The organism is Marinobacter sp. bablab_jr003 (genome assembly GCF_016464245.1).
GTDB lineage: Bacteria > Pseudomonadota > Gammaproteobacteria > Pseudomonadales > Oleiphilaceae > Marinobacter > Marinobacter vinifirmus.
This window is the reverse complement of the sequence record NZ_JADARC010000012.1, coordinates 45,091-65,754: the sequence shown is the minus strand read 5'-3', so window position 1 is coordinate 65,754 and position 20,664 is coordinate 45,091. Positions and strand designations below refer to the sequence as shown.

The 20,664-nt window shown below is 58.5% G+C and carries 22 protein-coding genes; 14 read left to right on the top strand and 8 right to left on the bottom strand.

Going from position 1 to position 20,664, the window contains the following annotated elements; genetic code table 11:
* Positions 1-27 precede the first annotated feature (27 nt).
* From eno to H3Z84_RS00585, 11 genes are all read left to right on the top strand, one after another.
* Positions 28-1,323 carry a phosphopyruvate hydratase gene (eno, locus tag H3Z84_RS00635; protein ID WP_094625620.1) on the top strand — a complete coding sequence of 432 codons (1,296 nt, stop codon included), beginning with the start codon at positions 28-30 and terminating at the stop codon, positions 1,321-1,323.
* A gap of 200 nt (positions 1,324-1,523) precedes the next feature.
* Complete coding sequence (locus tag H3Z84_RS00630) at positions 1,524-1,796, top strand: septum formation initiator family protein (protein WP_199455882.1); 273 nt, start codon at positions 1,524-1,526, stop codon at positions 1,794-1,796.
* A 205-nt stretch (positions 1,797-2,001) separates the two neighbouring features.
* Positions 2,002-2,649: a 2-C-methyl-D-erythritol 4-phosphate cytidylyltransferase gene (gene ispD, locus H3Z84_RS00625; RefSeq protein ID WP_416226049.1), complete on the top strand. Its 648-nt coding sequence runs from the start codon at positions 2,002-2,004 to the stop codon at positions 2,647-2,649.
* Between the two features lie 45 nt (positions 2,650-2,694).
* Complete coding sequence (gene ispF / locus H3Z84_RS00620; protein WP_199455881.1) at positions 2,695-3,174, top strand: 2-C-methyl-D-erythritol 2,4-cyclodiphosphate synthase; 480 nt, start codon at positions 2,695-2,697, stop codon at positions 3,172-3,174.
* Positions 3,171-4,229: a tRNA pseudouridine(13) synthase TruD gene (gene truD / locus H3Z84_RS00615; RefSeq protein WP_199455880.1), complete on the top strand. Its 1,059-nt coding sequence runs from the start codon at positions 3,171-3,173 to the stop codon at positions 4,227-4,229. The genes ispF and truD overlap by 4 nt, the downstream gene beginning before the upstream one ends.
* Before the next feature lie 20 nt (positions 4,230-4,249).
* Positions 4,250-5,020, top strand: coding sequence for a 5'/3'-nucleotidase SurE (surE, locus tag H3Z84_RS00610; RefSeq protein WP_199455879.1), 771 nt, complete (start codon positions 4,250-4,252; stop codon positions 5,018-5,020).
* Entirely contained in the window at positions 5,017-5,673 is a 657-nt protein-coding gene (locus H3Z84_RS00605; protein WP_022990072.1) for a protein-L-isoaspartate(D-aspartate) O-methyltransferase, read from the top strand. The genes surE and H3Z84_RS00605 overlap by 4 nt, the downstream gene beginning before the upstream one ends.
* Positions 5,673-6,647, top strand: a complete 975-nt coding sequence (locus H3Z84_RS00600; RefSeq protein WP_228285775.1) for a DUF368 domain-containing protein — start codon at positions 5,673-5,675, stop codon at positions 6,645-6,647. The genes H3Z84_RS00605 and H3Z84_RS00600 overlap by 1 nt, the downstream gene beginning before the upstream one ends.
* Before the next feature lie 280 nt (positions 6,648-6,927).
* A complete protein-coding gene (locus H3Z84_RS00595; protein WP_199455905.1) occupies positions 6,928-7,713 on the top strand; it encodes a peptidoglycan DD-metalloendopeptidase family protein in 786 nt (261 codons plus the stop codon).
* Positions 7,714-7,902: 189 nt separating this feature from the next.
* A complete protein-coding gene (gene rpoS / locus H3Z84_RS00590) occupies positions 7,903-8,901 on the top strand; it encodes an RNA polymerase sigma factor RpoS (RefSeq protein ID WP_199455878.1) in 999 nt (332 codons plus the stop codon).
* A 197-nt stretch (positions 8,902-9,098) separates the two neighbouring features.
* Positions 9,099-9,674: a chalcone isomerase family protein gene (locus H3Z84_RS00585; protein WP_022990077.1), complete on the top strand. Its 576-nt coding sequence runs from the start codon at positions 9,099-9,101 to the stop codon at positions 9,672-9,674.
* A 71-nt stretch (positions 9,675-9,745) separates the two neighbouring features.
* Here H3Z84_RS00585 and nth read toward each other — a convergent pair whose 3' ends face one another.
* Genes nth through metG form a run of 8 tightly spaced genes read right to left on the bottom strand, consistent with a single transcriptional unit; the run spans position 9,746 to position 17,950 of the window.
* Positions 9,746-10,384 carry an endonuclease III gene (gene nth / locus H3Z84_RS00580; protein WP_058340637.1) on the bottom strand — a complete coding sequence of 213 codons (639 nt, stop codon included), beginning with the start codon at positions 10,382-10,384 and terminating at the stop codon, positions 9,746-9,748.
* A gap of 18 nt (positions 10,385-10,402) precedes the next feature.
* Positions 10,403-11,119 carry an electron transport complex subunit E gene (locus H3Z84_RS00575; RefSeq protein ID WP_058340636.1) on the bottom strand — a complete coding sequence of 239 codons (717 nt, stop codon included), beginning with the start codon at positions 11,117-11,119 and terminating at the stop codon, positions 10,403-10,405.
* Between the two features lies 1 nt (position 11,120).
* Entirely contained in the window at positions 11,121-11,774 is a 654-nt protein-coding gene (rsxG, locus tag H3Z84_RS00570) for an electron transport complex subunit RsxG (RefSeq protein WP_199455877.1), read from the bottom strand.
* Positions 11,775-11,776: 2 nt separating this feature from the next.
* Entirely contained in the window at positions 11,777-12,829 is a 1,053-nt protein-coding gene (rsxD, locus tag H3Z84_RS00565) for an electron transport complex subunit RsxD (RefSeq protein ID WP_199455876.1), read from the bottom strand.
* A gap of 21 nt (positions 12,830-12,850) precedes the next feature.
* Positions 12,851-14,716 carry an electron transport complex subunit RsxC gene (rsxC, locus tag H3Z84_RS00560; RefSeq protein ID WP_199455875.1) on the bottom strand — a complete coding sequence of 622 codons (1,866 nt, stop codon included), beginning with the start codon at positions 14,714-14,716 and terminating at the stop codon, positions 12,851-12,853.
* Positions 14,716-15,294, bottom strand: a complete 579-nt coding sequence (gene rsxB, locus H3Z84_RS00555; RefSeq protein ID WP_199455874.1) for an electron transport complex subunit RsxB — start codon at positions 15,292-15,294, stop codon at positions 14,716-14,718. Before rsxB ends, rsxC begins: the two co-directional genes overlap by 1 nt.
* Positions 15,295-15,309: 15 nt before the next feature.
* Positions 15,310-15,891 (bottom strand): electron transport complex subunit RsxA, encoded by a 582-nt coding sequence (rsxA, locus tag H3Z84_RS00550; RefSeq protein ID WP_022990084.1) that lies wholly within the window; start codon positions 15,889-15,891, stop codon positions 15,310-15,312.
* Between the two features lie 22 nt (positions 15,892-15,913).
* A complete protein-coding gene (metG, locus tag H3Z84_RS00545) occupies positions 15,914-17,950 on the bottom strand; it encodes a methionine--tRNA ligase (RefSeq protein WP_199455873.1) in 2,037 nt (678 codons plus the stop codon).
* Between the two features lie 177 nt (positions 17,951-18,127).
* Here metG and apbC point away from each other — a divergent pair, with 177 nt between their 5' ends.
* From apbC to H3Z84_RS00530, 3 genes are all read left to right on the top strand, one after another.
* Positions 18,128-19,228 (top strand): iron-sulfur cluster carrier protein ApbC, encoded by a 1,101-nt coding sequence (apbC, locus tag H3Z84_RS00540; protein WP_199455872.1) that lies wholly within the window; start codon positions 18,128-18,130, stop codon positions 19,226-19,228.
* A gap of 246 nt (positions 19,229-19,474) precedes the next feature.
* On the top strand, positions 19,475-20,041 hold the full coding sequence (gene dcd / locus H3Z84_RS00535; protein ID WP_022990087.1) for a dCTP deaminase: 567 nt from the start codon (positions 19,475-19,477) through the stop codon (positions 20,039-20,041).
* Complete coding sequence (locus H3Z84_RS00530) at positions 20,038-20,637, top strand: YjaG family protein (RefSeq protein ID WP_199455871.1); 600 nt, start codon at positions 20,038-20,040, stop codon at positions 20,635-20,637. The genes dcd and H3Z84_RS00530 overlap by 4 nt, the downstream gene beginning before the upstream one ends.
* The last annotated feature ends 27 nt before the right edge of the window (positions 20,638-20,664 follow it).

Sequence of the window (20,664 nt, the reverse complement as noted above, 5' to 3'; positions counted from 1 at the left end):
AAAAGTTAAGACTGGAGAAACAACCGAATGACCAAGATTGCCAACATCAAAGCCCGTGAGGTTCTGGATTCCCGCGGTAACCCTACCGTTGAAGCCGACGTGATTCTGGAGGACGGCACCATCGGAACCGCCTGTGCACCTTCCGGTGCTTCTACCGGCTCCCGCGAGGCATTGGAGCTGCGTGATGGTGATGCTTCTCGTTACCTAGGTAAGGGCGTCCTGAAGGCAGTTGACGCGGTAAACAGCAAGATTCGTGACGCATTGGTTGGTAAAGACGCTGCCGATCAACGCGCTCTGGACCAGATTATGCTGGACCTGGACGGCACCGAGAACAAGGCTAACCTGGGCGCCAACGCTATCCTGGCAGTTTCCCTCGCAGCGGCCAAGGCGGCTGCTATTTCCCTGAAGAAGCCGCTGTACGCTCACATCGCTGATATCAACGGCACTTCCGGCAAGTTCTCCATGCCGGTACCGATGATGAACATCCTGAACGGTGGCGAGCACGCGGATAACAACGTCGACATCCAGGAATTCATGGTTCAGCCGGTTTCTGTAACCAGCTTCGCTGAAGCCCTGCGTGTTGGTGCTGAAATCTTCCACAGCCTGAAGAAGGTACTGAAGGCCCAGGGCCTGAACACGGCCGTAGGTGACGAAGGTGGTTTTGCGCCGAACCTGCCGTCTAACGAAGCAGCCCTTGCTGCCATCAAGCAGGCGGTTGAAGATGCGGGCTATGAGCTGGGCAAAGACGTGACCCTGGCCCTGGACTGTGCCTCTTCCGAATTCTACAAGGACGGTCAGTACCAGCTGTCCGGTGAAGGCAAGAGCTTTGATTCAGAAGGCTTTGCTGATTACCTGGCCGGCCTGTGCGAGCGCTATCCGATTGTGTCCATCGAAGACGGTATGGACGAGAGTGACTGGGACGGTTGGAAGGTTCTGACCGATAAGCTCGGCAGCAAGGTTCAGCTAGTGGGTGATGACCTTTTTGTAACCAACACCAAGATCCTGAAGCAGGGCATCGAGAAGGGTGTGGGCAATTCCATTCTGATCAAGTTCAACCAGATTGGCAGTCTGTCCGAGACTCTGGACGCTATCAAGATGGCTCAGGACGCCGGCTACACGGCGGTGATTTCCCACCGTTCCGGTGAAACCGAAGATACCACCATTGCTGACCTGGCGGTTGCTACCTGTGCAGGCCAGATCAAGACTGGTTCTCTGTGCCGTTCTGACCGGGTTGCCAAGTACAACCAGCTGCTGCGCATTGAAGAAGCGCTGGAAGGCAAGGCACCTTACCGCGGCCTGAGCGAAATCAAGGGCCAGGGCTGAGTTTTACCGGTAAACTTTGACCTGTCGGTAGTTACGGGCAGGTAACAAAGTGTTAAGGCCATCGCGTTCCGGATGAAAATTCGGAAACGATGGCCTTTTTGCACAGTGACTTACGCGAATTTGTTGCTAATCTACTATAAGGTCTATACTTGACGGTCGTAGATACCGTTTAATCTGGTTAATTTCTGAGCTTATTTGGCATGAAAACGCTTTGGGCCATTCTGGTAGTGCTGATTCTCCTGCTGCAGGTTCGCCTGTGGATCGGGGAGGGTAGCTTTGCGCAGGTTTGGTCGCTGGAGAATTCGATTGCTGAGCAGCGGGCGGAGAATGCCGGGTTGGCGGGGCGCAATGACCGGCTTTATGCGGAGGTGCGGAACCTTCGTAATGAGCAGGGTGCTGTGGAAGAGCGGGCCCGCATGAATCTGGGTCTTATTCGCGAAGACGAGACTTTTTTTCTCGTAGTCGAGAACTGATTTCGGCATTGGGTGCTCCGAGCACCGGGGAGTGTCTCTCCGGGAACCGCTACGAGCACATCCATGTGCGCTTCTCTCAGGCCATCCATGGCCTTCGAAATTCCCGGAGAGACACTCCCCGGCGCTCTCCTGACATAGTGCGGGCCTTCCGATTATGAAATCTCAACTTTGGCTTGTTGTTCCTGCCGCCGGCATAGGCCAGCGCATGAAAGCTGAATGTCCCAAGCAGTACCTCAAGATCAATAACCGTTTTATCCTCGATATCACGCTCTCCCGTTTACTGGATAACGCACCGTTCAAGGGGTGCATGGTGCCGTTGAACCCGGCGGATCACTGGTGGCCGGATAGTGAGTCGGCTAAAGATGATCGCATCCAGACCTGTACCGGTGGTAAGGAGCGGGCGGATTCGGTGCTTTCGGCGTTGCATGCGTTGGCGGAGCAGGCGGAGGATTCGGACTGGGTGCTGGTGCACGATGCGGCTCGGCCGTGTTTGCATGGCCATGACCTTTCCAATCTGATTGATACCCTGTCTGAGCACCCGGTTGGTGGGCTTTTGGCGGCGCCGGTGGCGGATACGTTGAAGCTGGCGGGTGGCGGTGTGCAGCCCGAAGTTGAGGAAACGGTGGATCGGAGCCGGTTGTGGCGGGCGTTGACGCCGCAGATGTTCCGGTTTGGTGCACTGCGGGCGGCGCTGGAGTCGTGTCTCGAAAATCATCAGCCGGTCACCGATGAGTCCTCTGCCATGGAGTTTTCCGGTAAGATGCCTGTTCTGGTGGAAGGGCGGCCGGATAATCTGAAGATTACGGTGCCGTCTGACCTTGCTCTGGCCGAGTTTATTCTGGGCCGGCTGTAGGGATTTCCCGCCTCTCGTTTATTTCTGTTTTTTTCGGAGACGATCATGCGCATTGGTCAGGGCTTTGATGTCCATGCCTTTGGTGAGGGTGATGCTGTCATTCTCGGTGGTGTTGAGATTCCCCACAGTCACGGTCTGAAAGCCCATTCGGATGGCGATGTGTTGCTGCATGCGCTGGCGGATGCGCTGCTTGGCGCGGTCTCGCTGGGGGATATCGGGCATCTGTTCCCGGATACCAGTGACGAATGGGCCGGTGCGGATAGCCGGGATTTGCTTCGGCGGGTGATGGCCCGGGTGCTGGAGGAAGGTTTTTCGGTGGTGAACGTGGATACCACCATTATTGCCCAGGCTCCGAAGATGGCGCCCCATGTGGAGGCCATGCGAATGAATATCGCCGAGGACCTGGGGGTGCCGGTGAACCGGGTCAGTGTTAAGGCCACCACCACTGAAAAGCTGGGGTTCACCGGCCGGGGTGAGGGGATTGCCTGTCAGGCGGTGTGCCTGCTTGAGGCGGTCAGCCTGTGACGGATGCTTCGGTAGAGCCACGTTGGCGGCTGGAGTGGCCGGTTTCTTCCGGGCAGCGGGTGGGTTCTGCCCGGTTGAAGGTGGCCCCTCAAGATTTCCGGGTGACCGAGTGTTTGTGGCCCGAGGTCGAAGGTCAGGCCGGTGGTGCCGAAGGTGCCGGTGAGCATCTCTGTGTGCGGCTGGAAAAGTCCGGGGACAATACCGAGTTCGTGGCCCGGGAGCTGGCCCAGCTGGCTGGCTGCAAAGCTTTCGAAGTGGGCTTTTGCGGGTTGAAGGATCGTCATGCGGTAACGTCGCAATGGTTCAGTCTTTACTGCCCGGGGCGGGAAGCGTTGGATGCCGGGTTGCTTAGCGCCATTGGAGAGCGCTGGCGTGTTCTGAACTGGCGTCGCCATGCCCGCAAGCTGCGCCGGGGCGAACACCAGGCTAACGGATTCGAGCTGGTGTTGCGCGAGGTTCAGGGCGACAGGCAGGCAATGGAGGCCGCGTTGGCGTTGCTTGCGGAGCGGGGTGCGCCGAATTATTTCGGGCTCCAGCGCTTCGGTTTTCAGGGCGGCAACCTGGAGCGGGCGGTGAATCTTGATGTTTCCCGCCTGAACCGGAAGAAAGGCGGTCGTCATCGTGGTGGCGGAAGTGGTTCGAAAAACGTATTGTACTTTTCGGCGGCACGTTCGTGGCTGTTCAACGAGGTGCTGGCCGCTAGGGTAGAGGCCGGGAACTGGTTTGAGGCCATGGCCGGCGAACCGGAGGCCAATGGCAGCCCGACAGGCCCCTTGTGGGGTGATGGCGGCACGACAGCGACCGGTGAGCAGGAGCAGCTGGAGCGTTCCGTGGTGGCAGGCCATCCGGAATTCGAAAGACTGTTTCTGAGTACCCGTATGAAGCCCGAGCGCCGGGCGCTGGTTACGCGCCCGGACAATCTTCAGTGGCAATGGCAGGACGACAATACCCTGCGGTTACAGTTCACCTTGCCACCGGGCCAGTACGCCACCACGGTGCTGGCCGATGTATTCGAGCTGCAGGACATGAGCCTCAGCCGGGATAATAAGTACTAAGAAAGCTAGCGGAGAACACTGTGCGTATTCTGTTGTCGAATGATGATGGCGTGCATTCGCCTGGCCTGATGGCCCTGTTCGAAGGGTTACAGGGGCTGGGCGAACTTGCCGTGGTTGCCCCGGACCGTGATCACAGCGGGGCCAGCAATTCCCTGACCCTGAGCCGGCCCCTGACGGTAGAAAAGCACCCCAGCGGCTTCTGGTCGGCAGATGGCACGCCCACCGACTGCGTTCACCTGGCTGTTAACGGTCTGTTCGACAAGCCTTTTGACCGGGTGGTTTCCGGTATCAATACCCATGCCAACCTGGGCGACGACATTATCTATTCCGGCACGGTGGCTGCGGCTACAGAAGGCCGTCACCTTGGCCTGCCCGCTATTGCAGTGTCCCTGGTTAATAACGGTCACTTCCATTATGAAACCGCCGCGCGGGTGGTTCGGCTGCTGCTGGAACAGAAGCGCTACCTGGCCCTGGGCCCCCGTTCGATTCTCAATGTGAATGTACCGGACCTGCCCTGGAGTGAGCTGGCTGGTATCCAGGTGACCCGGCTTGGGCATCGTGACCGGGCCGAGGGTGTTGTGCCGGTAACCTGCCCGAGAGGCAAGCGCCGGTACTGGATCGGTGCCGCCGGTGGCGGTGGCGATGCCGGCCCGGGCACGGATTTCCACGCGGTTCAGAACGGTTTTGTTTCGGTGACCCCCGTGCACATCGATATGACCCGACACGAGGCAATGAGCCGACTGCAAGACTGGGTCGATGACCTTGAGGGCTTCGGGGAGGTGTCGCAATGAATGCCCCGCTTGAAGGCATCGGCATGACCTCGCGGCGCACCCGTTTGCGCCTGGTGCAGCGATTGCGGGAAGCGGGTATCGAGTCGGATCGGGTGCTGGAGATTATCGGCCAGGTGCCCCGGCATATCTTTCTGGACGAGGCATTGTCACACCGTGCCTACGAAGACACGTCATTGCCCATCGGTTACGGGCAAACCCTGTCGCAACCTTATATCGTTGCCCGGATGACGGAATTGTTACTGGCCCACGAACCGGAGCGTGTGCTGGAATTGGGAACCGGGTCCGGTTACCAGACTGCGGTGTTGTCCCAGGCGTTCCGTGAAATCTTCAGTGTGGAGCGTATTAAGCCGCTGCAGGATCGGGCCAGGGAGCGTTTGCGGCAACTGAATATTCGTAATGCAATGCTCAAACATGCCGACGGTGGCATGGGGTGGCCCGAAAAAGGTCCGTTTGAGGGCATTATTGTGACGGCGGCGCCGGTAGAGGTGCCCCGGGAATTGCTGGATCAGCTGGCCGATGGTGGTGTGCTGATCGCACCGGTAGGGGAGGAGAATCAGGTGCTGGTCGAGATTATCCGAAGGGGCGACAGTTTCGAGCGCCGTGAGCTGGAACCGGTGCGGTTTGTGCCCCTGCTTGGCGGAGTGGTTCGTTAATGGAGCATAGCCCGGACTCATCGGTGAATCACAGCCACCATCCGGTGGCTGTGTTTTTAAGAGGCATGGCGATGGGCGCGGCGGATATTGTTCCGGGGGTTTCCGGGGGCACCATCGCGTTTATTACCGGCATTTACTTCCGGTTGCTGGAGGCCATCAGTGCGGCCCCGGTAGCCTTCGTGCGCCAGTTTCTGAAAGGTGACATACGCGGCTTCTGGCAAGCGATTGACGGCAGTTTCCTGGTGACCCTGCTGGCTGGTGTGGTTGCCAGTGTGGCCAGCCTGGCTTCTCTGATTACCTGGCTGCTGGACAGCCATCCTATCCTGATCTGGAGCTTTTTCTTCGGCCTGATTGTTGCCTCGGTATGGCACGTGGGGCGCCAGGTCCGTCGTTTTTCGCCGTTCCTGCTGCTGCCTCTCTGTGCCGGAATTGTGTTTGCCTGGTGGGTAACCACGCTGCCGGCCAGTGAAGTGGCACCCTCACAGCTGGCATTTTTCGGGGCCGGGGCACTGGCCATCTGTGCCATGATCCTGCCCGGCATATCCGGCAGTTTTTTGCTGGTGATTATCGGTATGTACTCGCCGGTATTGGCCGCCATAAAGTCATTCGAGGTGGCCCATCTGGGGCTGTTTCTGCTGGGTTGTCTGACCGGGCTGTTGTCTGTGGCCCGGCTGATCACCCTGGCATTCCGGCATTTCCACGACACGGTGCTGGCGCTGCTGACCGGGTTTATGATCGGTGCCCTTAGCAAGGTATGGCCCTGGCAGGAAACCCTGAGCTGGCGCACCAATAGCAAAGGCCAGGAGGTACCCTTGAGCCAGACCCCGGTTACACCGGACAGCTGGGCCGCTTTAACCGGGCAGGATCCGCAGGTTGTCGTTGCAGTGATGATGGCCGTGGCCGGATTGGTTCTGGTTCTGGCCCTGGAGTATGCTGGTCGTTTTTCTGCTCAAAGGCAGGCCAAGGCCGGTTAGTAAATCGGGAAAAGTGTTACCTGGTGCACAATTTGATTGTTTCAGAAGGTAACAATCCTGTGTGCCGGGTAACTTGGATTCGATTGTGAATTGTGCGATATATTAACAAGTTAGTCCTGAAACATGAGAAGTTGCATCCTGGACGGATGGTTTCTTATACGGTTTTATCATAATCAGGCATTTTTTATACGTGACTCTCTTTAACGGGCGCCATCAAGCAGCATTCCGTGTCAGGGCTTCGGCCCTGACAGGAGCCCCGTGCTGCAGACGCCCCGGTCGCCTGGCGCGAGCAGCCGCCTTGCTCCTGCTCGCCCTCCTGTTGCCCCTATCCGGCTGTAACACGAACGCCATCTATCAGGACAATCTGTACAACCCCCCGGTTTACTGGGGTACCCATGTGGTCAAGAAGGGCGAGAACCTGTACCGGATTGCATGGCGTTATGGCCGGGACTACCGCGAGCTGGGCAATGCCAATGGCCTGGCGCCGCCCTGGAACCTGCAGGTGGGCCAGGTGCTGCGACTGGACAAGAAAGGCCGGATTCCCGAAAGCACCAGAACGGTATCTGCCCCGCGCAGCACCGCTCCCGCGCCGCGCCCCAAGGCGGTAACCCAGCGCCCGAAGGCGACAAAGCCTCCTTCAACCCGCACTACCCGACCGGCTGGTTCGGCTTCCGGCAGCAGTCAGACGGTGGCCAATGTGCGATGGCACTGGCCGCACGGTGGCACTGTTATTGCAGGATATTCCACATCCGGAAAAGTCAATAAAGGTATTGATATTGCCGGAAAACCCGGGGATGCTGTGAAGGCTGCAGCTAATGGAAATGTGGTTTACGCGGGAAGCGGGTTGCTTGGTTACGGTAACCTGATTATTGTGAATCACAACGAACATTATCTGAGCGCCTACGCACACAACCGCAAGATTCTGGTGCAGGAAGGGGAGGATGTTAAAGCCGGACAGGTAATCGCCGAGCTGGGAAGTACAGGGACAGACAAACCGATGTTGCACTTCGAAATTCGCAAGAATGGCAATCCGGTAGACCCGTCCCGATACCTGCCCAGACGATAAATCAGGGGAGCCGGAAGTTCCCTCGTTGATTACCCGACGTCCTGACTGATACCGCACAAGACAAGAACAATAATGGCAACGGTGATTGCCAGCCAACAAGCAACTGTCCTGAAGAAAACCAACATTGAAAGCCCGCAATAACAAGAAGTATCGGGCGAAAACAGGATTATTGAGAGGCGGGGTAACGTAATGTCAGCAGAGCAAGAAGACATCATCATTGATCGCGTTGCAGAGATGGAAGACGCAGACGATCATATCTTGGCCGAGGACAAGCCTGATAAGGCCACGGCTGAAGACCCGGTGGCGGAAACCGAAGAGGGTTTTCCGGCCCAGGGCAAATACTTCACCAGCGCAAAGCAGCTGGATGCCACCCAGTTATACCTTAACGAAATCGGTTTCTCTCCCTTACTGACACCCGAAGAAGAAGTGTACTTTGCGCGCCTGGCCCGTAAGGGCGAAGAGGCTGGTCGCAAGCGCATGATTGAAAGTAACCTTCGGCTGGTGGTCAAGATCGCCCGGCGTTACGTGAACCGCGGGCTCACCCTGTTGGATCTGATCGAAGAAGGTAACCTGGGTCTGATTCGGGCGGTCGAGAAGTTCGACCCGGAGCGGGGCTTCCGGTTCTCTACCTACGCCACCTGGTGGATCCGCCAGACCATCGAGCGGGCGATCATGAACCAGACCCGCACCATCCGTTTGCCGATTCACGTGGTCAAGGAACTGAACCTTTACCTGCGTGCGGCCCGGGAGCTCACCCAGAAGCTGGACCATGAGCCAACGGCGGAAGAGATTGCCCGGATGGTGGATAAGCCGGTCGCAGACGTAAAGCGTATGCTGGGGCTGAACGAACGGGTGGCCTCCATGGATACGCCTATCGGTGTGGGGAGTGACAAGTCCCTGATGGACACCGTGGCCGATGAAGGTGCGTCTGATCCGGCCGATGTGTTGCAGGATGACGATATCTGCTCCAGCCTGGAAAAGTGGATAGACCAGCTGAGTGACAAGCAACAGGAAGTGCTGTCTCGCCGTTTCGGTTTGCGGGGTTATCCCATCAGTACCCTGGAAGAGGTGGGGCAGGAGATTGGCCTGACCCGCGAACGTGTACGGCAGATTCAGGTAGAAGCCCTGCGTCGCTTGCGGGAAATCCTGGAGAAGGACGGTCTGTCAGGTAATCTGCTGTTTAACTAACACATCTGACGCACTACACAGGCAAGTCGGTCATGGTCACATGGCCGGCTTTTTTGTTTAATGTGGCATCAAATGAGAACCAGGTGGTAAATGCCACCGGAACTTCGTTGTTAGAATGGGCCACCGGGCGGAATTCGGGTGTCGACCCGGTGCGAATGAAGCATTCAATAATAACGATCTTAAGGAAGGAAAGGACTATGAAGAAGACTCTTACAGCAGGTTTTGCATCTCTGATACTCGCCGGCGCCCTGGCCACCCCTGCCCACGCCCTGACCGTAAGCGGTGTGGATGTTCCGGACACCTATTCCGCCATGGGCCAGGAACTGCAGCTGAACGGTGCAGGTACCCGCTCCAAGTGGTTCATGGATCTGTACGTTGGTGGCTTGTACGTTGCCGAGAAAGTCAGTGACGGGCAGGCGGTGATTAACGCCGACGAGCCCCAGGCAATCACCCTGCATATCACCTCCGGCATGATCACCAGCGAGCGCATGACCGAAGCCACCATGGACGGCTTCAAGTCATCCACCGACGGTGACCTGTCAGCCATCCAGTCTGATGTCGACCAGTTCATGTCCGTGTTCCAGGAAGAAATCAAGGAAGGCGACGTCTTTGACCTGGTCTATGCGCCGGGTGAAGGTGTGCATGTGCTGAAGAACGGCGAGCAGAAAGACACCGTAGGTGACCTGGAGTTCAAGAAGGCCCTGTTTGGTATCTGGCTGTCAGACAAGCCGGCCCAGAAAGACCTGAAAAACAAAATGCTCGGCCAGAACTGAGTTTCTGGAAGGAGTGATGAAAAAGCCGGCGAATGCCGGCTTTTTCGTGTCTGAGGGGACGCGAGTGTTGGTTACTGATAGTCCCGCTTTTGCTTGAATTCGCAAAGGTCTTCGATAATACAGGCACCACATTTGGGCTTGCGGGCGGTACAGGTGTAGCGGCCGTGCAGGATCAGCCAGTGATGGGCGTCCATAAGGAATTCCTTGGGCACCAGTCGCATCAGCCGCTTTTCCACCTCCAGTACGTTCTTGCCAGGCGCAATACCGGTACGGTTGGAGACCCGGAAAATGTGGGTATCCACCGCCATGGCGGGCTGACGGAAAGCGGTGTTCAGTACCACGTTGGCGGTTTTCCGGCCGACCCCGGGCAGTGCTTCCAGGGCCTCGCGGTTATCCGGCACCACACTGCCGTGCTGTTCCATCAGGATCTTGCAGGTTTTGATGACGTTCTCGGCCTTGCTGTTAAACAGGCCGATGGTCTTGATGTACTCCTTCAGGCCGTCCACGCCCAACGCATAGATAGCTTCCGGGGTGTTGGCTACCGGAAACAGCTTGTCGGTGGCTTTGTTGACCCCCACATCGGTGGCCTGCGCCGACAGGATCACGGCAATCAGCAACTCGAACGGATTGCTGTAGTTAAGCTCCGTGGTCGGGTTGGGGTTGGCATCCCGCAGGCGGGTAAATATCTCGATGCGTTTCTGTTTGTTCATAGGAAGACGAAATCAGCTTCAGGAAATGTTGCCGGTTACCCGGACCCGTTTGCTGCCTGTGGTGGCGGCCACCGGCTCTGCCGCTTTCCGGCGTTCGCTCAGGTAATTGTCGATGCCGTTCTTCAACGCGATCAGCAGGCCAAGGCCTACGAAAGCGCCGGGCGGCAGCACCATAAACAGCATATCCGGATACTGGTCGAAGGGCCGTACTACCCAATCGGCTGCCATGGGCCCCAGCAGCAGGTGCATGTCGGCAAACAGGGTGCCCTGGCCGAGCAGTTCCCGCATACCGCCGAGCACAACCAGGACCGCCAGGAAGCCGAGGCCCATCATGGCACCATCCAGGATGGCCGGCAGCGGTGGGTTCTTGGAGGCAAAGGCATCGGCGCGGCCGAGAATGGCGCAGTTGGTAACGATCAGCGGGATGAAGATGCCGAGAATTTCGTACAGTTCGTAAGTGAAAGCCTGCATCAGCAGTTCTGCACAGGTAACAAACGAGGCGATGATCATCACGAAGGCCGGCAACCGGACGGACTCACTGACAAAGTTCCGGATCACCGAGACGGACAGGTTGGAACCAATCAGCACCAGCAGGGTGGCAATGCCCAGACCGATGGCGTTGACCACGGTACTGGTCACCGCCAGCAGGGGGCACAGGCCTAACACCTGAACCAGCGCCGGGTTGTTGTGCCACAGCCCGTCTTTGATGATCTCTCCGTTGGTTTTGGTAGCCATGTCAGGAGTGCTCCTCAGACAGCGGATGGGCGGCAATGGCCTCGCGGATATCGGCCCGGTGTTTGCGGAAATACACCAGCGTTTTCTGGACGGCTTTCACCACCGCGCGCGGCGTGATGGTGGCTCCTGTGAACTGGTCAAATACGCCACCGTTCTTCTTTACGTTCCACTCCCGGGGCTTGGGATTGTTCAGGGAGCGGCCATTGAAATCATAAACCCAGTCTGATTTTCGGGTTTCGATACGATCGCCCAGCCCCGGTGTTTCCCTGTGGCTGGTTACCCGAACGCCCAGTACCGTGCCGTCCAGGTCCACGCCCACCAGCAGGTGGATGTCACCGGAATAGCCATCGGGGGCCACTGCCGGAAAGATCAGGCCCACCGGGCGGCCATCCTGCCGGGCTACCCATGCCAGTACCGGCCCGGCTTCCGTTGCTCTCTCGTCAGCCGGCAGGGCAACCGCGCTGTTCAGCAGGTCGTTGTTGTGGCGGCTCTCAGGAATAATCTCGAACAGGGCTTTTGCCTCGGCCCGGGCGGCCTGCTCGGCAATCCGGTCTTTGGTGAGGCCCTGGGTCAGCGCAATGGTGCCGCCGGTCAGTACGGCAAACAGGCCAAGGCCGATAGCGCTGCGACGGATGGAGGTGGTCAGTGTGCTCATGGTCAGCCTCCGTTCCTGCCCGGCAGGCCGCGCCGGGGCTTGTGGTGGCCGTAGGTTCTGGGCGGCGTGTAATGATCGATAAACGGAACGGCAAAATTCATCAGCAGTACGCTGAAGGCGACGGCGTCCGGGTAGTTACCCCAACTGCGAATCAGGTAGATGAGCACCCCGATGCCGGCGCCATAAATCAGCTTGCCCTGGTGGCTGGTTGCCGCCGAAACCGGGTCGGTCGCGATAAAGAAGGCACCCAGCATGGTGCCGCCGGCCAGCAGGTGCAGTTGCAGGGGCGCGTATTGGTCCGGGTTGCTGCCAAAGGCCAGGCTCATCAGGGCGATACCCGCCAGAAACGCCACGGGAATATGCCAGGTGATGATTTTCAGGCCGATCAGCAGCAGGCCACCGGCCAGGAAGGCCAGGTTGACCCATTCCCAGCCTGCGGCTATCTGCTCGCCGAATGTCGGGTGCTGCAGCACTTCAGCGGCGGTGTGGCTGGCAATCTTGTGCTTGTACTCATCCAGTGGGGTAGCCATGGTCCAGCCGTCGACCGTTGTCTGACTGGCGGAGAAAATGGTGCTGAGTGTTTCGCCGAATCCGGGAGCATTGCCCCAAAGGGTCGCCGCCTGTGCCCAGTTGGTGGTCATGGCCACCGGGAAGGAAATAAGTACCAGGGCATAGCCGACCATGGCCGGATTGAACGGGTTGGAGCCGAGCCCGCCGTATAGCTGCTTGGCCACCACGATGGCGGTAATCACCGCAATGCCGGAGACCCACCAGGGAGCAAACTGCGGCAGGGACAGGCCCAGCAGCAAGCCGGTTACCGCCGCGGTATTGTCTTTCAGGAAAAACACCACCGGCTTACCGCGGAGTTTCAGAATGGCGGCTTCGGCCGCCAGTGCCAGTGCGATACACCACACCACATTGATCAGGTTACCCCAGCCGAAAAACAGGGTCTGGGCCAGCAGGCCGGGCAGGGCGGCAAGAATGACCCAGAGCATGACCCGTGACGTGGGGCGGGCGTTGTGGGCATGGGGTGACGACTGTTGAACTAATGCCATGAACAATAAGCCTGCAATGGGTTATTCGGATGCGGCGGAGCCGGTTTGCTCAGCGAGAACGTTTCGGGCATCAGCCAGGGCCTGTTCGGCTCGCTGTACCCGGTCGTGGTTCTTGGCCACGGCCCGCTCCAGTTTGTCCACGTTGTCGGCCTGCTGGGCCCGGGCTTCTTCCAGCATGCCTTGCATGGTGTCGAGTTTGCCCTGAGCCTGCATAAGCTGCTTCTCCAGTGCCTCGATATCCGGCAGCGCCTGCTCTTCCCCTGTAGTGTCGGGTGATGCAGTCTCTTGAGAGGGTGCAGGCGTAGCTGCAGCCGCTTCTGCGGTTTTGGCGGCCTTGGCCTTTTTCCGCTCCAGCGCCTGCTGGACCAGGGCGGCCTTGGCGGCACGGTCGTCCACGGCTTCGCCCTGCTGTGCCGCCTGTTCTGCTTCAGCCTGTTTCTTTGCCTGGGCTTCTGCAGCGGCCCTGGCCCGTTCCTTACGGCGCTGTTCCTTCTCTTGCTGCTCCCGCTCAAGGCGGGCCTGGCGGGCTTCGAAACGTTCCCGGGCATGGTCGGATTTCAGCTGCTCTGCACGCTGCTGGCGGATTTCGCCCTTGGCGTACCGGTAATACTGCACCAGCGGGATTGAGCTAGGGCACACGTAGGAGCAGGCGCCGCACTCGATACAATCGAACAGGTTCAGGTGCTCGGCTTTCTCGAACTCGGCGGCCTTGGCGTGCCAGAACAGTTGTTGTGGCAACAACTCCATGGGGCAGGCAAGCGCACACTGGCCGCAGCGGATACAAGGTTGTTCCGGAGGTGGAGCTGGAAGTTCCCCGGCAGTTGCTGCAATCACGCAGTTGGATGTTTTTACTACCGGCACGTCATCTGAGTGCAGGGTATAGCCCATCATGGGCCCGCCCAGCACCAGGCGGTTGAGCTGTTCCGGCCGCAGCCCGGCCTGTGCCAGCAGATAACTTATTGGGGTGCCGATCAGTGCTTCTACGTTGCCGGGCTGTTGCAGTGCTTCACCGGTCAGGGTGACCACGCGGGAAATCAGGGGTTTGCCTTCAAAAACCGCCCTGGAGACAGCCAGCGAGGTACCGATGTTCTGGCACATCACGCCGACATCTGCAGGAATGCCGCCACTGGGCACTTCCAGGCCAGTCAGGATTTCGATCAGTTGCTTTTCACCACCGGAAGGATACTTGGTGGGGATCACCGCAATCTCGATCTGGGTGCCCTGAACCGCTGCCTGCATGGCGGCAATGGCTTCAGGTTTGTTGTCTTCAATGCCGATCACGCAGCGGGCAGGGCGAAGAATCCAGGCCATTACCTGCATGCCGGACACCACTTCGGCGGCATGCTCGCGCATGGTCATGTCGTCGGCGGTGATGTAGGGCTCGCATTCGGCACCGTTCAGGATCAGGGTTTCAACCTTGCGGTCCCTTGGCGGACGCAGCTTGATATCGGTGGGGAAGCCTGCGCCACCCATACCGGCAATGCCGGCATTCCGGATGATCTGCAGAACCTGTTCCCGGTCCATCAGTTTGTAGTCGGAAATCGGGGACAGCTCTGTCCACCGGTCTTCGCCATCAGGCTTCAGAACCACGCACCAGTCGGACATGCCAGATGGGTGCGGCACCGGCAGCTGCTCGACAGCTTCAATGGTGCCGGAGGTAGGGGCGTGTACCGGCACGCCCATTCCTGAAGTAACATCGGCCACAACCTGGCCTTTGAGTACCTGGTCGCCAACGTTGACGACCACTTCTGCAGGCTCCCCAATGTGCTGCTGCAGGGGCAGAACCAGTCGCTCAGGAATGCCTGCTTGCTGAATGGAGCGAGTGGTGGACTGGTGCTTGTTTTCCGGCGGATGAATGCCACCGGCGAAATTCCACAGCTGAGTCATCAGGTGCTGGCTCCCTGGCGGTCCGTGGCAATCAGGTTGGGTTTCGGTGGTGTCCAGGTCCAGGTGCGGATATTCGGTTCCAGGGTGACCATGTCGATGCAGTCAACGGGGCAGGGCTCTACGCACAGGTCGCAGCCGGTGCATTCGCTTTCGATGACGGTGTGCATATGCTTGGCGGCGCCGAGGATGGCGTCTACCGGGCAGGCCTGAATACACTTGGTGCAGCCGATGCATTCATCTTCACGAATGACTGCGACACGCTTGGCCTGTTCAACGCCGTGTTCGGCGTCCAGGGGCTGGGGTTCTACGTCCAGCAGTTCTGCCATGGCCTTGATGGTGCTTTCGCCGCCTGGCGGGCACTTGTTGATGGCTTCGCCTTGGGCGATAGCTTCGGCGTAGGGGCGGCAGCCGGGGAAGCCGCACTGGCCGCACTGGGTCTGCGGCAACAGTGAATCGATCTGGTCTACCAGCGGATTGCCTTCAACCCTGAACCGCTCAGCGGCAAACCCCAGCAACCCGCCAAAGACCAGCGCCAGTGCCAGCAGAACCACAACGGCAATCAGAAAGCTTGTCCACATAAAACAACTGCTCCGTCAGACCGTAACCAGGCCGGTAAAGCCCAGAAACGCCAGCGACATGAGACCTGCGGTAATCATACCAATGGCGGCGCCACGAAAGGCAACCGGTACATCAGACACGGCAATCCGCTCGCGCATGGCCGCAAACAGCACCAGCACCAGGGAGAAACCGGCCGCTGCGCCAAAGCCGTACAGCACGGATTCAACGAAGTTGTTGTTTTTATTCAGGTTAAGCAGGGCCACGCCCAGAACCGCGCAGTTGGTGGTAATCAGCGGCAGAAAAATACCGAGTACCCGGTACAGCAAGGGGCTGGTTTTGCGCACCACCATTTCGGTAAACTGAACCACCACCGCAATTACCAGGATGAAGGTGATGGTTTTCAGGAAAGCCAGGTCCAGCGGTGCCAGCAGATAGGTATAGGCCAGATAGCTGCACACCGACGACAGAGTCAGCACAAACGTGGTCGCCAGCGACATACCCATGGCGGTTTCCAGTTTCCCGGAAACCCCCATGAAGGGGCACAGTCCCAGAAACTGCACCAGCACGAAGTTGTTCACCAGAATGGTGCTGACCAGTATCAGCAAATACTCTGTCATCGGAGCGTCTCAGCCTTGCTGCTTACATTACCCGCATGCCGGGTGTGGCGCCGGAATCCGGAGACAGGATGAAAATCTCTTTGCCACCCGGGCCTGCGGCCAGAACCATACCTTCAGACATGCCGAACTTCATTTTCCGGGGTTTCAGGTTGGCCACCATCACGGTCATACGGCCTTCCAGGTCTTCCGGTTTGTAGGCGGACTTGATACCAGCAAACACGTTGCGTTCGCCATGGCCTATATCAAGTGTCAGGCGAAGAAGCTTGTCTGCGCCTTCCACATGCTCGGCTTTGACGATCTTGGCGACCCGCAGGTCCACCTTGGCAAAGTCGGGGAATTCGATTTCCTCAGCCACAGGTTCCAGGTCTGCGGCCGGCGCCGCTGAGGGCTGACCGACGGCTGCCGGCATTTCTTCTTTCGAAGCGTCCAGCATTTTCTCGATCTGCGCCATATCCACCCGGTTCATCAGCGGCTTGAACTTGTCGATGCCGTGATTTTCCAGCAGGGCGGCGCGGTTGTTCCAGTCCAGGCGGGAGTTCAGGAACGACTGCGCGGCATCTGCTGTCTTCGGCAGCACCGGTGCCAGGTAAGTCATCAGCAGGCGGAACATGTTCAGGGCGTTGGTGCAGATGGCCTGCAGCTTGTCGTCCTGGCCTTCCTGCTTGGCAATCACCCAGGGCTGCTCATCGTTCACATACTGGTTAGCAATGTCTGCCAGCTCCATGATCCGGCGCATGGCACGCCCGAACTCGCGGGCTTCGTAGAACTCGGCGATCTGCTCACCGGCATCGATAAACTCTTTCAGTTTGTCCTGCTCGGTGACCTTGCCCAGCTTGCCGTCGAAGCGCTTGGTAATGAAACCGGCACTGCGGCTGGCGATGTTCACCACCTTGCCGACCAGGTCCGAGTTCACCCGTGCGGCAAAGTCTTCCAGGTTCAGGTCCATGTCATCAACGCCACCGGTCAGCTTGGCGGCGAAGTAGTAACGCAGGTATTCCGGGTCCAGGTGATCCAGGTAGGTGCGGGCCATGATGAAGGTACCGCGGGACTTGGACATTTTCTTGCCGTTCACCGTCACGAAGCCGTGGGCCCAGACCGCGGTCGGGGTACGGAAGCCGGCATCGTACAGCATGGATGGCCAGAACAGGGCGTGGAAGTTGATGATGTCCTTGCCGATGAAGTGATACACCTCGGCGGTGGAATCTTTCTTCCAGAAATGCTCGAAATCGATGCCTTCGCGGTTACACAGGTTCTTGAAGCTGGCGAGGTAACCGATAGGCGCGTCCAGCCAGACATAGAAATACTTGCCCGGGGCATCGGGAATCTCAAAGCCGAAATAAGGCGCATCACGGCTGATGTCCCACTCCTGCAGGCCGGCATCCAGCCACTCGGCCAGCTTGTTGGCCACCTGCGGCTGCAGGGCACCACTGCGGGTCCACTTGCTCAGGAAGTCGTGGAACTCCGGCAGCTTGAAGAAGTAGTGCTCGGATTCCTTCTCCACCGGCGTAGCGCCGGAGACTGCAGAGCGAGGGTTGATCAGCTCCGCCGGGGTATAGGTGGCACCACAGGCCTCACAGTTATCGCCATACTGGTCATCTGTCTTGCACTTGGGGCAGGTGCCCTTGATGAACCGGTCCGCCAGGAACATTTCCTTTTCAGGATCGAAGAACTGGGTAATCTTGCGGGTCGCAATATTCCCGTTTTCCTGGATCTGGCGGTAAATGTACTCGGAGAAATACTGGTTCTCCTCCGAGTGCGTGGAGTAGTAATTGTCGAAGCGGATGTGGAAGCCGGCAAAGTCTTCCTGGTGCTCCTGGCGAATCCGGTCAATCAGCTCTTCGGGGGTAATGCCCTCACGCTCGGCCCGCAGCATGATGGCGGTACCGTGGGCATCGTCGGCGCAAACGTAGTAGCAGTTGTGGCCCCGCATGTTCTGGTAGCGCACCCAGATGTCGGTCTGAATGTATTCCAGCAGGTGCCCCAGATGAATGGGCCCGTTGGCGTAGGGCAGGGCGCTGGTAACCAGAATATCGCGCTGTTGCTTGCTCGCTTGCGTCATGGTGATGTCCGAACCTTATGTTGATACGGGTTGGAAAGACAAACAGGGCTCAGGAGCATCGGCAACCGCTTGCTCCAGGTGAAGACCCCGTATGGTCAGAAACGGCCACAGATGATACCTTCCAAGCCATCATTTTTCACCTGCAATCAAGCTTACGTGCTTATTCCGGAGACCCCGATGACCCAGATATCCCAACAGGCCCTTGAGGCCGCCGTAAAAGAATACCGGGACCCGTACCTGAACAAAGACCTCTACGAACTGGGTGCGGTAAAAAGCCTGAGCGCAGACGAACAGAGCAAAGTCACCCTGATGGTCGAATTGCCATACCCTTCAAAAGGCATCGCCGGCGGCCTGAAACAGATCGTCGCCAATGCCCTGGAATTTGTCGCCGGCGTTGAAAGCGCCGAAGTCCACGTGGGCCAGAAAATCCACGCCTGCAAAATCAACAAAGACCTCCCGGCCGTACCGGGCGTGAACAACATCATCGCGGTAGCCTCCGGCAAGGGAGGCGTGGGCAAATCTACCACAGCGGTCAACCTCGCCCTGGCCCTGCAAGCCGAAGGCGCAAGAGTGGGCATCCTCGACGCCGACATCTACGGCCCCAGCATCGGCATGATGCTCGGCGTCCCCGAAGGCCAGCGCCCGGACGTACGAGAGAACAAATACTTCGTACCCATCAAAGCCCACGGCCTGCAAGCCAACTCCATGGCCTTCGTCACCACCGACAAAACCCCCATGGCCTGGCGCGGCCCCATGGTCAGCGGCGCCGTTATGCAACTGCTCCAGCAAACCCTGTGGGATGAACTCGACTACCTCATCGTCGACATGCCCCCCGGCACCGGCGACATCCAGCTCACCCTCGGCCAGAAAGTCCCGGTAACCGGCGCCGTCATCGTCACCACCCCGCAAGACATTGCCCTGCTGGACGGCAAAAAAGGCATCGAAATGTTCCGCAAAGTCGACATCCCGGTGATCGGCGTCGTCGAAAACATGAGCGTTCACATCTGCTCCAACTGCGGCCACGAAGAACCCCTCTTCGGCCACGGCGGCGGCGAACGCATCGCAGAGGAATACGAAACCGTCTTACTGGGCCAGCTACCCTTGCACATGACTATCCGGGAACAGACCGACAGCGGCTCACCCACGGTTGTTGCTGAGCCGGATTCCGAAGTGGCCAGAAGATATCTGGATATTGCGAGAAGGGTGGGTGCTGAGCTGTCTACCCGGGAGCGCAATCTTGGTGGGACGATTTCCAGTGTTTCTGTAACGGAGCATTGACCAGAATCAGGTATAGAGGGACTCCAGCTCCGTAGTCTGTTCGCGGCATCAGGCCCTTCTGTCCAAAAATGTCGGAGGCCATGGATGGCCGGAGAGAAGCGCACAGGGATGTGCTCGTAGCGGTTTTTGGACAGAAGGGCCTGATGCCGCAGCCCCCGTCGTAGCTTTTTTGGAAGCCTTCGACAGGCACCAAGGGACAAGGTAAACTACGCCCCAATTTTTCCCAGCTGGAAACGAGAATTCACCATGAGCATCAAATCCGACAAGTGGATCCGCCGGATGTCCGAACAACACGGCATGATCGAACCCTTCGAAGCCGGACAAGTTCGGGAAAACGAAAAAGGCCGCGTCATCTCCTACGGCACCTCAAGCTACGGCTACGACGTACGTTGCAGCAACGAATTCAAAATCTTCACCAACGTCCACAGCGCCACCGTAGACCCCAAAAACTTCGATGAAAACAGCTTCGTCAACTACACCGGCGACGTCTGCATCATCCCCCCGAACAGCTTCGCCCTTGCGCGCACCGTGGAATACTTCCGCATCCCCAGAAGCGTGCTCACCATCTGCCTCGGCAAAAGCACCTACGCCCGCTGCGGTATCATCGTGAACGTCACCCCGCTGGAGCCGGAGTGGGAAGGCCAGGTGACCCTGGAGTTCTCCAACACCACCAACCTGCCGGCGAAAATCTACGCCAACGAAGGTGTGGCCCAGATGCTGTTCTTCGAATCCGACGAAATCTGTGAAACCAGCTACAAAGACCGCGGCGGCAAGTACCTTGGCCAGACCGGCGTGACCCTGCCCAGGACATGAACGCCAACCAGTTTCTTAAAGCCGTCTCACAACTGCAGGGCTGGCGCGAATGCGCCTTCCTGCTGACCCTGGCCGAACGGGCCTTCCCTAACTACGCACTGTTTGCAGACGCAGTCGGCATGAAAAGCGGCGGTAAAATGCGCCAGCTGCTCGACCTTGCCTGGGGCATGCTGCAAAAAGACGCCTCCGAAGCGGCCATCCCCCAGCTGCTGAGCAAGCTTGAAACCCTTAGCCCGAATGTCGACGGGTACGATGCCTACGGCGTATACCCGGCCTTCGACTTCTGCCAGTTGCTGGAGCAGGCCCTGCTCAACCGCCTGAACCCCAACAAGCATCGGGCAACCGAAGCATCGCAGCTGGCCACCAAGACCGTGATGGACTTCGTCGAAATGTCCGAAGGTGAGGGCATGGATGACGATGAACTGATCCGCATGTTCGAGCACCATCCCCTGCTCAAAGAAGATAAGCTGTTCCAGCGTGACACCGTGCTCGCCCTCAAGCGCCAGCGCACGCCCCGGGAAGACTTCATTGCCGAACTCAAGGCCGAGGCCGCCAACGACGGCGTCAGCAATCTCGGTATTTCCCTCGATAGCTGAGCCGTTCCGGCTCAGATTAAACTTGTT

Excerpts from the sequence above, each read along its gene's own strand:
- eno (WP_094625620.1), top strand. The coding sequence starts at position 28 with ATGACCAAGATTGCCAACATCAAAGCCCGTGAGGTTCTGGATTCCCGC.
- H3Z84_RS00630 (WP_199455882.1), top strand. The coding sequence starts at position 1,524 with ATGAAAACGCTTTGGGCCATTCTGGTAGTGCTGATTCTCCTGCTGCAG.
- ispD (WP_416226049.1), top strand. The coding sequence starts at position 2,002 with ATGAAAGCTGAATGTCCCAAGCAGTACCTCAAGATCAATAACCGTTTT.
- ispF (WP_199455881.1), top strand. The coding sequence starts at position 2,695 with ATGCGCATTGGTCAGGGCTTTGATGTCCATGCCTTTGGTGAGGGTGAT.
- H3Z84_RS00605 (WP_022990072.1), top strand. The coding sequence starts at position 5,017 with ATGAATGCCCCGCTTGAAGGCATCGGCATGACCTCGCGGCGCACCCGT.
- H3Z84_RS00600 (WP_228285775.1), top strand. The coding sequence starts at position 5,673 with ATGGAGCATAGCCCGGACTCATCGGTGAATCACAGCCACCATCCGGTG.
- rpoS (WP_199455878.1), top strand. The coding sequence starts at position 7,903 with ATGTCAGCAGAGCAAGAAGACATCATCATTGATCGCGTTGCAGAGATG.
- H3Z84_RS00585 (WP_022990077.1), top strand. The coding sequence starts at position 9,099 with ATGAAGAAGACTCTTACAGCAGGTTTTGCATCTCTGATACTCGCCGGC.
- nth (WP_058340637.1), bottom strand. The coding sequence starts at position 10,384 with ATGAACAAACAGAAACGCATCGAGATATTTACCCGCCTGCGGGATGCC.
- H3Z84_RS00575 (WP_058340636.1), bottom strand. The coding sequence starts at position 11,119 with ATGGCTACCAAAACCAACGGAGAGATCATCAAAGACGGGCTGTGGCAC.
- rsxG (WP_199455877.1), bottom strand. The coding sequence starts at position 11,774 with ATGAGCACACTGACCACCTCCATCCGTCGCAGCGCTATCGGCCTTGGC.
- rsxD (WP_199455876.1), bottom strand. The coding sequence starts at position 12,829 with ATGGCATTAGTTCAACAGTCGTCACCCCATGCCCACAACGCCCGCCCC.
- rsxC (WP_199455875.1), bottom strand. The coding sequence starts at position 14,716 with ATGACTCAGCTGTGGAATTTCGCCGGTGGCATTCATCCGCCGGAAAAC.
- rsxB (WP_199455874.1), bottom strand. The coding sequence starts at position 15,294 with ATGTGGACAAGCTTTCTGATTGCCGTTGTGGTTCTGCTGGCACTGGCG.
- rsxA (WP_022990084.1), bottom strand. The coding sequence starts at position 15,891 with ATGACAGAGTATTTGCTGATACTGGTCAGCACCATTCTGGTGAACAAC.
- metG (WP_199455873.1), bottom strand. The coding sequence starts at position 17,950 with ATGACGCAAGCGAGCAAGCAACAGCGCGATATTCTGGTTACCAGCGCC.
- apbC (WP_199455872.1), top strand. The coding sequence starts at position 18,128 with ATGACCCAGATATCCCAACAGGCCCTTGAGGCCGCCGTAAAAGAATAC.
- dcd (WP_022990087.1), top strand. The coding sequence starts at position 19,475 with ATGAGCATCAAATCCGACAAGTGGATCCGCCGGATGTCCGAACAACAC.
- H3Z84_RS00530 (WP_199455871.1), top strand. The coding sequence starts at position 20,038 with ATGAACGCCAACCAGTTTCTTAAAGCCGTCTCACAACTGCAGGGCTGG.